The sequence below is a fragment of the Anabaena lutea FACHB-196 genome (assembly GCF_014698305.1).
In the GTDB taxonomy this organism is placed as follows: Bacteria; Cyanobacteriota; Cyanobacteriia; order Cyanobacteriales; family Nostocaceae; genus Anabaena; species Anabaena lutea.
Window position 1 is genome coordinate 40,600 of record NZ_JACJST010000017.1, and the last position, 12,127, is coordinate 52,726.

Below are 12,127 nucleotides of genomic sequence, written 5' to 3' on the forward strand. Positions count from 1 at the left end.
TGTAATAAAACAGTTTAGCCAAAGAACAATTCCAAATAGAGCCTACAGCACGCTGCGCGAACAAAATTAAACAAAATTAATTAGATGTTAAATCTTATGATTCATATCAATAATTATCTATAGCACTTTCAACACAGTAGAACAATCCAAAATTAATTAGATGTTAAATCCTATGATTCATATCATTAATTACCTATAACACTTTTAACCTTGTTCCCTGTTCCCTATACCCTGTTATGGTAATCATAGATTTTTAGATATATATTAGAGACTTTGCACAGATTTAAGGCAAAGACATAAGTTTTTACTTATATGTCCAATATAATATTTATTTAATAATTAGAGTTGAGAATTGATCACTTTCATCCGAAAGACTGTAAACTAGTTTTCACTAGCTGAGTGATACCCATTAATCACACCAAGTTAAGAAATTAAACCACGTTTGTCACCAAGTATACAAATTAACCATTTTCTGCGAGAATGGTTGATTTTTAATACCTAGATATAGCTGGAAATTTCAATAGCAAAGCAAAGACATTATTTATTTATTTCTTTGCCTTAATTTTCATGTGTAAAAAATTTAAATGGTGATTTAAGGAGATGTTATGACAGAATTCTTTAATCAAGTTTCTCGCCGTAAATTCATTGTTACAGCAGGAGTTTCAGCAGGTGCAGTATTACTCAAAGGTTGTTTAGGAAATCCACCTGAAACTGTTGGTAATTCTACACAACCTGCTGTTCAACCAGTAGCAGCTAACATTAGCCCAGAACAAAAACCAGAAACAACAAAAGCCAAACTGGGATATATTCCCATTGTTGAATCTGCACCATTAATTATTGCTTTAGAAAAAGGATTCTTTGCTAAATATGGAATGTCCGAAGTAGAACTTTCTAAACAAGCTTCTTGGGGTTCAGCAAGAGATAACGTAGAAATTGGTTCCGCTGGTGGTGGTATTGATGGTGGTCAATGGCAAATGCCCATGCCACACTTAATTACAGAAGGAAAAATTACCAAAGGGAATCAACCAATTCCCATGTATGTCTTGGCGCAGTTAATTACACATGGTAACGGAATTGCGATCGCCAACAAACATCTAGGAAAAGGTATTAGCTTAAAACTCGATACTGCTAAACCCTTATTAGCCCAACTCAAATCCTCCACACCCTTCACCGCTGCCTTTACCTTCCCCCATGTTAACCAAGACTTATGGATTCGTTACTGGTTAGCAGCAAGTGGAATTGACCCAGATGCAGATGTCAAATTGCTGACAGTACCAGCGGCGCAAACCGTCGCTAACATGAAAACCGGCACAATGGATGCTTTCAGCACTGGCGACCCTTGGCCATTTCGCCTCGTTAACGACAAAATTGGCTTCATGGCCGCATTAACCGCCGAAATTTGGAAAAATCACCCAGAAGAATATTTTGCCATGAGAGGAGATTGGGTTGACCAACATCCCAAAGCCACAAAAGCCCTACTCAAAGGCATCATGGAAGCCCAGCAATGGTTAGATAACTTTGACAATCGTAAAGAAGCAGCGCAAATTCTATCTGCTAAAAAGTATTTTGGCTTATCTTCACCAGAGGTTCTTAACGACCCATATCAAGGTAAATATGACATGGGTGATGGTCGCAAAATTGATGATAAATCAATGGCTGCTTATTACTGGAAAGATGAAAAAGGTAGTGTTTCTTATCCTTACCAAAGTCATGATTTATGGTTCATCACAGAAAATGTGCGTTGGGGATTCTTGCCCAAAGATTATATTGCTAATGGTGCAGCCAAAGCCAAAGAATTAATCAAAAAAGTTAACCGCGAAGATATTTGGAAAGAAGCCGCTAAAGAATTAGGAATACCTGCTGCTGACATCCCCACCAGTACATCTCGTGGAGTAGAAACATTCTTTGATGGCGTTAAATTCGACCCTGAGAAGCCAGAAGAATATCTCAAAAGTCTGAAAATAAAGAAAGCCAGTATTTAGTCATTAATCATTAACAAAATTGAGGAAAAATTCATGACAGTAGCCCAAAAACGTTCCACAACTCCTAAATTTGATAACAGCTTTTTATCAAGTTTGCAAAAGCAATTTCCTGAACTTGTCCCTCCAGCTATTGCATTAGTTATCTTTTTAGCTATTTGGCAATTATTTTCTTGGACTCCAGGTGCTACACTACCAGGCCCAATCAAAGTTATTCAAGACACTTGGATCTTAATTTTGTATCCATTCTATGATAAAGGTGGCACTGATAAAGGACTGTTTTGGCAAATCTGGGCTAGTTTACAACGGGTTGCTATTAGCTATACATTAGCGGCAGTTGTCGGTATTGGCTTGGGAGTTTTGATTGGTGTCAATAAAACCATGTCCAAGGCTTTAGATCCTTTGTTTCAGTTACTCAGAACTGTACCGCCTTTGGCTTGGGTTCCTATTTCCTTAGCAGCTTTACGCCAAAACGAACCAGCAGCATTATTTGTGATTTTCATCACCGCAATTTGGCCGATTCTCATTAATACTGCTGTAGGTGTAACTCAAATTCCCCAAGATTACAACAACGTTGCTAAAGTTCTGCAACTCAGCCGCAAAGAATACTTTTTTAACATTCTCATTCCTTCAGCATTACCCTACATTTTCACAGGTTTGAGAATTGCCATTGGTTTAGCTTGGTTAGCGATTATCGCCGCAGAAATCGTGATGTCCGGTATTGTGGGAATTGGCTTTTTCATCTGGGATGCTTATCAAAATAACAACGTTAGTGAAGTTATTTTGGCTCTAGTTTATATCGGTGTTGTTGGTCTAATCCTAGATAAACTTATGGCAGCGCTACAAAACTGGATTCTCCCCACAGAACAAAAATAGGGATTTAATTCGTAATTCGTAGTTCGTAATTAAAAAACTTTTACTCCTAATTACCAATCACCAATCACCCATTACCAAATAATATGTCTGTATTTGTTGGCGTTGATCAAATTGATAAAGTTTTTGAATTAACTGGTGGCGGTCAATATATTGCTCTCAAAGGTATTGACCTCCAAATTAAAAAAGGCGAATTTGTTTCTTTAATTGGTCACTCTGGTTGCGGTAAATCCACTCTTTTAAACATGATAGCTGGGTTAGATTTACCAACAGAAGGTTTAGTGACTTTAGAAGGGCAAAGGATTAAAAAACCAGGGCCAGATCGAATGGTAGTATTTCAAAACTATTCTCTCTTACCTTGGCGAACTGTTAGAGAAAATATCGCCTTAGCGGTAGATTCAGTCTTAAATGGGATGCCGGCAGCAGAACGCAAAGCCATAATCGAAAAACATATAGATATGGTGGGTTTGCGTCCCCATGCAGACAAGCAACCGGGAATGTTATCGGGTGGACAAAAACAACGGGTAGCGATCGCACGCGCTTTGGCAATTCGTCCTAAACTATTACTATTAGACGAACCTTTCGGTGCTTTAGACGCACTCACTCGTGGTAACTTGCAAGAACAACTCATGCAAATCTGCGAAGAAAACGAAGTCACCGCAGTCATGGTGACACACGACGTAGACGAAGCCGTGTTGTTATCTGACAGAATCGTCATGTTAACCAACGGCCCCGAATCGAAAATTGGTGACATTTTAGAAGTTGATATTCCTCGTCCTCGCAAACGCATGGAAGTAGTAAAACATCCCAGTTACTACACCTTGCGGAGTGAAATGATTTACTTCCTCAACCAACAAAAACGCATCAAGAAAATTCGGGCGCGGAAAACCACTGCTATTGTCCGACATGGTTTAGAAAAAGTTAATTTAGACATTGGCTTCTTACCCCTCACCGCTTGCGCCCCATTAGCTATAGCCAAAGAAAAAGGCTTTTTCATCAAACATGGCTTAGATGAAGTTAATTTAGTTCGGGAAAGCAGTTGGCGAGGAATTGTGGATGGGATGACAGGCGGTTATTTAGATGCCGCACAAATGCCATCAGGAATGCCAATGTGGTTAAGTTTGGGAGGCAATAAAAACGAACCCTTACCCGTTGTCACGTCCCTAACCATGACCCGCAACGGCAACGCCATCACCTTAGCTAAACGCTTTTATGATCAAGGTGTACACAGTTTATCCGACTTCAAAAATTACCTTCTCCAAACCCGCGAACAACAACACCGAATGGGCGTAGTTCATCCAGCATCAATGCACAACTTACTGCTACGTTATTGGTTAGCAGCAGGTGGGATTGACCCCGACATTGATGTGGCTATGAAAAATATTCCCCCTGCCCAGATGGTAGTAGACTTAAAAGGCGCAACCATTGACGGTTATTGTGTTGGTGAACCTTGGAATTATCGCGCAGCAGTTGAAGGTTCAGGCTTTACCATTGCCACAGATTTAGAAGTTTGGTTAGGACACCCAGGTAAAGTTTTGGGTGTGCGAGAAGATTGGGCAGAAACTTATCCTAATACCCATATTGCCTTAACCAAAGCCTTACTAGAAGCTTGCCAATATTGTGCAGATCCTGCAAACGCCCAAGAAGTTCGCCAAATTTTAGCAAGTCGGGAATATGTCAGCACAGATATTGACTATATCCAAATTGAAGATGTCAATGGTGCAAGCTGTGACTTAGATCATCCCATGCGGGAATATGCTCATCACCAATTTTATTCTGAGTCTGCCATTAACCGCCCCAGTCGCACCGAACAAATTTGGATTATGACTCAATTAGCGCGTTGGGGTGACACTCCCTTCCCCAGAAATTGGGTAGAAATTGTCGAACGAGTTTGTCGAGTGCGTGTTTTCAGTACAGCAGCCAGAGAACTAGGTTTAGATATTAGTTACACCCGTCAACCAATCCAATTATTTGATGGTAAACCCTTCAATGCCGATGACCCCATTAGCTATCTTAACGATTTAGAAATTAAACGCGACTTCTCCATTGCCGAAGTCGTTTTAGATACCCCCAGAAGAACAGCAGCTTAATAAACATCTCCGCGTACCTCTGCGCTAACCTCTGCGCGACGGCAGTCCGCTCAAGTCGGGAAACCCACCCACGCGGCTGCCTCCCCTCTGCGTTTAAACTCATATTCCTCCCACCATGCAAAACCGTAACTTGAGAACTACCAACACCGCTACCAGCACAATCAGCCGGCAGCCTTTCCTAGAAATTAAGGACGTTTCCAAAGTCTATCCCACCAAAAAAGGACCATTTACCGTCCTTGATGGTGTTAACCTCAATGTTGAACAAGGTGAATTTCTTTGCGTTATCGGCCACTCTGGTTGCGGTAAATCGACGTTGCTAAATATGGTTTCTGGTTTTAACTTTCCCACCACTGGACAAGTGCTGTTAGAAGGAGAACCAATTACTAAGCCTGGCCCAGACAGAATGGTGGTTTTCCAAAACTATGCCTTATTACCTTGGAGAACTGCTTTTGAAAATATCTATTTAGCTGTAAATGCTGTTTACCCCACCAAGCCAGAAGCCGAAAAACGTTCTATTGTTAGAGAACATTTGGCAATGGTGGGTTTAGGTGACGCAATGGAAAAGAAACCCATGCAAATGTCTGGGGGAATGAGACAGCGGGTTTCTATTGCCCGTGCTTTGGCTATTCGTCCAAAAGTGTTGATTTTAGATGAACCTTTTGGTGCATTAGATGCAATTACCAAAGAAGAATTGCAAGAGGAATTGCTGAAAATTTGGGGTGATAATCGTTGTACAGTTTTGATGATTACCCATGATATTGATGAGGCACTATTTTTGGCTGATAAGTTGGTAATGATGACCAATGGACCTCATGCCAAAATTGGGGAAGTGATGGAAATTCCTTTTTCTCGTCCACGCGATCGCGCCCTCATTATGGAAGATCCCCAATATTATCAACTGCGGAATTATGCGTTAGATTTCTTGTTTAACCGTTTTGCCCATGATGATGTCGGTTAATTTAAAAAAAGGCGAAGTTTAATTCGCCTCTTCCCTATTACTATTACCCAGTGAAAAAATAATAGTTTTCATAGAAAACAAATTATACATTGACAAAAACAGCCAATTTTGAGCTGACATATAAGCTTTTCTTTATATGAGGTATATAATATTTATTTAATAATTGAGTCTTTGGGTTAATTTTTTAGACCTAAAGGCTGTATGCTATTTGTAATGAAACAGTTGATTCCCGGTTTCAACTGCAACAAATAAAACTGGGTAGATAGTCAATACTTTTCGGTTAAGCTCAAAAAATTCAACCATGTAGGTTGGGCTGACGTTCTTGTTACCCAACATTGACAAGGGTTTGTTGGGTTTCACTTTGTTCAACCCAACCTACGAAAATCCTTAACCGAACAGTATTGGGTAGATAGTTTTGCATGATTGTGTTTTAAGGTAACTAAGATTACTCCTTGAGTAGAACCTTAATTCACAGTTCATGTAAGTTGTCAAACATAATCACAAATCAGCAAGATATTTTATACTTGCTGTTTTTTGTACCTGGAAAACAGTTAAGCACTACTTGAGGAGTATTGACAGATGTACTTTGACAAACAAATTTTAATAAAACTTAAATGTTGAAATCAGATATTTAGATCAACATTAGTATATAGTTTACCGCAACATAAAACTGCAAAGGCTGTTAATAAACACTCTTTACTTTTTATTTTGACAGCCCAACTTCTGGAAATTCCATCAACAGAAATTAGCCAACATTAATATTTTCAACTAACAATAAACTAGGTAACTAAATTTTTAATTGTTACCAAAGTTTATTGTTACCAAATAATCATAGTTGCATTATTAGCAACAAAGTTTTTGGCAGTTGAAAATAGGTTTTTTGATGTGGCTAAATGCTTGTAATTTTAGTCTGCGGTAAAAATTCCTTCTTCAACCCACATCATTTAAAACCTGTGCTGTAGGGGTGAAGAGCCTCACTCTTACTTTCTTTAGTTCATTTAGTTCATTCATTCAATACTCCTCATCAGAGGAGACACAAGGAGGTATTCGTGGATTTTGTGTCCTTATTTATCACGGACTTTATTGCCCAGTTGCAGTCCCCAACACTGGCCTTTTTGATTGGTGGGATGATCATTGCTGCCCTTGGTAGCGAATTGGTAATTCCAGAGTCAATTTGTACGATCATCGTCTTCATGCTGCTGACCAAAATCGGTCTGACCGGTGGAATTGCGATTCGTAATTCCAACCTAGCGGACATGATTTTACCCGCCTTGTTTGCTGTAGTCACAGGTATTGCGGTTGTATTCATCGCCCGCTATACATTGGCCAAGCTGCCTAAGGTCAGAACTGTGGATGCGATCGCTACTGGGGGGTTGTTTGGAGCCGTGAGTGGTTCTACCATGGCCGCCGGACTGACGGTACTGGAAGAACAAAAAATTCCATTTGAAGCATGGACTGGCGCACTCTATCCCTTTATGGATATCCCCGCGCTCGTAACTGCGATTGTTGTGGCGAATATTTACCTCAACAAGAAGAAGCTTAAAGAAGCAGGCGAATCTGCCATGCAGGAGTCTTACAGCAAGCAGCCCGTTGCGGCTGGTGATTATCCCAGCACCAGGCAGGAGTATCTCAGCCAGCACAAAGACCCTGGTGATAATCGGGTCAAGATATGGCCGATCATCGAGGAAAGCCTCCGGGGTCCTGCCTTATCGGCAATGTTGTTAGGAATGGCTCTTGGACTGTTCACCCAGCCGGAAAGTGTCTATAAAAGCTTCTACGATCCTGCCTTTCGCGGCTTGCTTTCGATCTTGATGCTGGTCATGGGGATGGAGGCTTGGTCAAGAATTGGCGAACTGCGTAAGGTGGCTCAATGGTATGTTGTCTATAGTGTGATAGCACCGTTTATACACGGGTTGATCGCCTTCGGTCTCGGCATGATTGCCCACTACACAATGAACTTCAGCATGGGCGGTGTCGTGGTACTGGCTGTCATCGCTTCCTCTAGTTCAGATATCTCCGGTCCTCCTACATTGCGAGCAGGTATCCCTTCGGCCAATCCATCGGCATATATAGGCGCGTCCACAGCCATCGGTACGCCAATTGCGATTGGCGTGTGTATACCATTCTTTATCGGGCTTGCCCAGGCGATCGGCGGCTAATTCCAGACGGGTCGGGGTCTGTCGGCGCTCCCTTGACCAGGCAGACTAAGCAACTCAGTATATAATATCAATTTACCTAAGTAAGGAGGTAAGCAACATGGCCAAGCGTGCCAACAAGCTCGTCATCGTCACGGAAAAGGTTCTGATGAAAAAGGTCGCCAAGATCATTGATGAATGCGGGGCGACCGGTTATACGGTGGTGGATACTGGCGGTAAAGGCAGTCGCAACGTGCGCTCTACGGGTAAACCCAACACTGCCGACACCGATTCAAATGTAAAGTTCGAGGTACTCACTGAAAATCGGGAGATGGCCGAGAAGATTGCGGATCAGGTCGCAATAAAGTTTTTCACCGATTATGCGGGCATTATCTATATCTGTGAAGCAGAGGTACTGTACGGAAGACATTTCTGTGGGCCAGACGGCTGTTGAATCGAATCTAACAAGTCGGGGATCTGAGATCATAAAAGAGCCTCAATATTATCAATTGCGGAACTATGATTTAGATTTCTTGTTTAACCGTTTCGCTCATCATGATGTAGGTTAGTATAGTTTGGGCGAACATTAATTAGTTAATTAGTTCGCCTATATCTTTTTTAAATATTTCTTTCACTAATCAATTTTTAGTTGTGTCCGCAGATCATCTAGTGGTGACTCTGGTAATTACGGTTTTATTCATAGTTGATATAAAATGCTGTAATTATTATCACTATAGTAATGTAGGTTGGGTTAAGCGACAGCGCAACCCAACAAAAATATTCATAATCAAGTTTAATAATGTTGGGTTTCCTGATGTCAAACGCCATTCGCCCTCAGCCGGGAAACCCATCCAAGGCGATGGCTCCCCAACCTATGGAAATACAGCAGAATACATCCGTCAGGAGACGCTTCGCAGACCTATGGCTTACGCCACGCTGCGCTATCGGTTCAGGAGACGCTTCGCAGACCTCCGGTTCAGGAGTAAAAATGGTTTGGTGTCTAGGTTTCAATTTAGATTCTGTACCTCATTGATCTGCAATCTGCTGTAAATATTAGCAATCTGAGAAATTTTTAATCAAGCTGTGAAAATGAAAGTGTCTGAATCAGGATGCCCAGGATTCAAGGATAAACAGGATAAAAAAATTAATGAATACAAAATCCTGTAAATCTTCAAATCCTGTAAATCCTGATATGGCTACGCCACGCTACGCTATCAGACAATAAAAAACTCAATAATTACGCACTTCTAAGAGCGACAATTGGGTCTAACATAGCAGCTTGTCGGGCTGGAAATACACCAAAAATCAAGCCTATACTACCAGATATACCCACAGCGACAGCGATCGCATATAGAGGAAATTGAGGAGTCAAAGGCGTGAAAAATGCTAACGGTAGAGTTCCCCCAACTCCTAAAATTATTCCCAGTAAACAACCAGAAAGAGATAAAATAATTGCCTCAATCAAAAACTGCGCTAAAATATCATTCTGAGTTGCGCCAACAGCCTTGCGTAAACCAATTTCTTGAGTGCGTTCAGTCACAGAAACTAACATAATATTCATAATGCCAATTCCACCTACTAACAAAGAAATGGCAGCAATCAAGGCTAATAATAACGATAAAATACTAGTCACTTGCACCACTAATTCTTGAAACTTTTTATTAGCGAAAACAGCTATATCTTTTTTACCATGCAGTCGAGAAAGGACATTAGTAATTTGAAAACCTGCGGCACGAATACTCTCTCTATTTTTTGCCGTTACTAAAATGTAACTGAGAGGAATATCAGATATTGATCTCCTGCCAACTAACCTATTAGCAAATGTTGTGAGTGGAACAATGACCGTTTGATCTAAATTATCCCCAGCAAATGCACCTTTTGATTGCAACAAGCCAATAACTTGAAACGATATATTATTAATCATCACTTCTTGCCCCACAGGATTATCATCGCCGAACAACTTCCGGCTAGTTTCTGCACCTAAAACAGTGACTTGAGCCTGTTGTTGCTGTTGTGTTTGATTAAACATTCTGCCAGTAGCAAGAGTAAGATTCTGGACAGCAAGCAAATCAGATGTAGTGCCTCTAACAGTTGTGGATGTTAATTTATTTTTAAAGCTAATTGACATTTTCTGCTCATCTACAGGAGCAACTTGGCTAACACTAGGAACTTGTGTTTTAATTGCTTCTGCGTCTGATAACACCAATTGAGCATCAGGAAATTTCATCCCCTCCTCATCTTCAAAATTACTATATACCGTGAGTTGATTTGCTCCAAACGCCTCAAGTTTACCCAACACAAGATTCTGTGCGCCTTGTCCAATACCAATCATACTAATAACAGAAGCATTGCCAATAATTATTCCCAGCATAGTTAGTCCGCTACGAAGTTTATTAGCAGAAATAGTTGCAAAAGCCATGTTCACACTTTCTAATAAATTCATAATTCAAAATCATAAAAAGAGAAATTTCCTTCTTTATTTTTCTTTCCTTATTTCTTATTCCTCCTGACTCCTGAACCGATAGCGCAGCGTGGCGTAAGCCATAGGTCTGCGAAGCGTCTCCTGACTCCTTGCATTAAGATCCCATAGGACGATCAATACCATCAATTAATTGATTAGCTGGTGGTTGAATAAAAACTCGTTCACCTTCAGAAAGTCCGCCCAAAATTTGCGTTTTATCACCAGAGGTAATTCCTACCTGTATGGGATGAAATTTTGCTTGATTATCTTTGTCTGGTAACAGTACACCCACCTGCCCTCCCTTGCCAGAAACCACCGCAGCCGAAGGAATTACCAAAGCATTGCGAATTTCATTTACCAGAAAAGTTAACTTGACATTTAGCCCTACCTTGAGTTGATTTTGACCTGTTAGTAAAGCTACTTTCACCCGCACAAATGTGACATTTTCTTCCTTAACTCCTCTAGGAGCAATCAAGCGAACTCGGCCTTGAAAAACTTGCTCAGGAAAAGCATCAAGCCGAATTTCTACAGGCTGATTTTGCTGAATCTGTGCCATATTCACTTCGGGAACTTTAGCTTCTATCTCTAACCCACTCGCTAATTCAGCAATGGAGGCACTAGTACCCCCTTCATTAGTAGAAACAGAAGTATTTGGTGTTACAAAGTCGCCTTCTTGAGCAAAACGCCGTGTAATTAAGCCAGAGAAAGGGGCGCGAATGAAAGTATTTTCTAGCTGATTTTCGTAAAATTGCAATTGGGCAGTTGCTTGAGCTACCTCAGCAGCGGCCTTAGTAATTTCTTCAGGAGGATAGCCAGAAAGTAGTTTTTTCAGTTGTTGTTGAGCCGATATCAGACTAAATTTAGCTTGTTGTAAGTTATCCTTGGCGCTTTGTTCTTCGTTCAAAGCAGCATCTAAATCATCACGGGATATTGCCCCTTGAGATACAGGATATTCCCTGCGCTTGACTCGTTGAGTGGCTAATGACAAGCGAGATTGAGCTTCCCGCACTTGGGCTGTGTATTTATTTACATCAGCTTGAGCGATCGCAATTTCTTCTGGTCTATAACCCTTACGCTTTTCTTCTAAATCGGCTTTTGCCTTCAATAATAGTGCTTGATACTGATTCACCTGGGCTTGAAAGGCTTGACGCTCCATTTCTGCCAGCAATTTTCCTTTTTGGACAGAACTGCCTTCATCTATATAGAGTTTAGCAATTCGACCTGCTTCTCTCGGTCCGATATTAATTTTGCGGACTGGTTGCACGACTCCATTGGTTTTGATTTTAATGTTTAAATTGCTGGTAGTGACAGGGACTGTCAAATCTGTAATATCATCTTTGCCGGCTTGATACCAATGGCTGAAGTAAGCAATACCCATTCCAGATAAACTAAATACAGTCAGCCCGATTAGCCAAGGAATCGGATTTTTGATGTTCATGGCTGATGAGTGTCCTACACCCCCATTGGTGTCTACTTAACGAAAAACCCCCATCTCGCAAGGAACTCAAGTTCCTTGCTAATAGCGTAAGTCATCTAAAGATGACTAAACACTAGGAAAATTTATTAGTCCGTTTTAACGGACTTGAGCTATAAGACAGGGAATTCATTCCCTGGCGGTTGCTTAAGTTGAC

General features: G+C 40.9%; 8 protein-coding genes. 6 read left to right on the forward strand and 2 right to left on the reverse strand.

What is annotated here, in order from left to right:
- Window positions 1-605 precede the first annotated feature (605 nt).
- From H6G59_RS17915 to H6G59_RS17940, 6 genes are all read left to right on the forward strand, one after another.
- Window positions 606-1,982 (forward strand): CmpA/NrtA family ABC transporter substrate-binding protein, encoded by a 1,377-nt coding sequence (locus H6G59_RS17915; RefSeq protein ID WP_190716758.1) that lies wholly within the window; start codon window positions 606-608, stop codon window positions 1,980-1,982.
- A gap of 33 nt (window positions 1,983-2,015) precedes the next feature.
- A complete protein-coding gene (gene ntrB / locus H6G59_RS17920) occupies window positions 2,016-2,855 on the forward strand; it encodes a nitrate ABC transporter permease (RefSeq protein WP_190716760.1) in 840 nt (279 codons plus the stop codon).
- Window positions 2,856-2,938: 83 nt separating this feature from the next.
- Window positions 2,939-4,942 carry an ABC transporter ATP-binding/substrate-binding protein gene (locus tag H6G59_RS17925; protein WP_190716762.1) on the forward strand — a complete coding sequence of 668 codons (2,004 nt, stop codon included), beginning with the start codon at window positions 2,939-2,941 and terminating at the stop codon, window positions 4,940-4,942.
- A 115-nt stretch (window positions 4,943-5,057) separates the two neighbouring features.
- Window positions 5,058-5,900: a nitrate ABC transporter ATP-binding protein gene (locus H6G59_RS17930; RefSeq protein ID WP_190716764.1), complete on the forward strand. Its 843-nt coding sequence runs from the start codon at window positions 5,058-5,060 to the stop codon at window positions 5,898-5,900.
- Window positions 5,901-6,949: 1,049 nt separating this feature from the next.
- A complete protein-coding gene (locus tag H6G59_RS17935) occupies window positions 6,950-8,059 on the forward strand; it encodes a sodium-dependent bicarbonate transport family permease (protein ID WP_190716766.1) in 1,110 nt (369 codons plus the stop codon).
- 97 nt (window positions 8,060-8,156) lie between these two features.
- Window positions 8,157-8,489 carry a P-II family nitrogen regulator gene (locus H6G59_RS17940; RefSeq protein WP_190716768.1) on the forward strand — a complete coding sequence of 111 codons (333 nt, stop codon included), beginning with the start codon at window positions 8,157-8,159 and terminating at the stop codon, window positions 8,487-8,489.
- A 783-nt stretch (window positions 8,490-9,272) separates the two neighbouring features.
- Here H6G59_RS17940 and H6G59_RS17945 read toward each other — a convergent pair.
- Window positions 9,273-10,478, reverse strand: coding sequence for an ABC transporter permease (locus tag H6G59_RS17945; RefSeq protein WP_190716770.1), 1,206 nt, complete (start codon window positions 10,476-10,478; stop codon window positions 9,273-9,275).
- A gap of 133 nt (window positions 10,479-10,611) precedes the next feature.
- Window positions 10,612-11,934 carry an efflux RND transporter periplasmic adaptor subunit gene (locus H6G59_RS17950; RefSeq protein ID WP_190716772.1) on the reverse strand — a complete coding sequence of 441 codons (1,323 nt, stop codon included), beginning with the start codon at window positions 11,932-11,934 and terminating at the stop codon, window positions 10,612-10,614.
- Between the last annotated feature and the right edge of the window lie 193 nt (window positions 11,935-12,127).

Bases quoted from the DNA above. Each gene is read 5' to 3' on its own strand.
- H6G59_RS17950 (WP_190716772.1), bottom strand. From the start codon at position 11,934: ATGAACATCAAAAATCCGATTCCTTGGCTAATCGGGCTGACTGTATTT.
- H6G59_RS17925 (WP_190716762.1), top strand. From the start codon at position 2,939: ATGTCTGTATTTGTTGGCGTTGATCAAATTGATAAAGTTTTTGAATTA.
- H6G59_RS17915 (WP_190716758.1), top strand. From the start codon at position 606: ATGACAGAATTCTTTAATCAAGTTTCTCGCCGTAAATTCATTGTTACA.
- ntrB (WP_190716760.1), top strand. From the start codon at position 2,016: ATGACAGTAGCCCAAAAACGTTCCACAACTCCTAAATTTGATAACAGC.
- H6G59_RS17940 (WP_190716768.1), top strand. From the start codon at position 8,157: ATGGCCAAGCGTGCCAACAAGCTCGTCATCGTCACGGAAAAGGTTCTG.
- H6G59_RS17945 (WP_190716770.1), bottom strand. From the start codon at position 10,478: ATGAATTTATTAGAAAGTGTGAACATGGCTTTTGCAACTATTTCTGCT.
- H6G59_RS17930 (WP_190716764.1), top strand. From the start codon at position 5,058: ATGCAAAACCGTAACTTGAGAACTACCAACACCGCTACCAGCACAATC.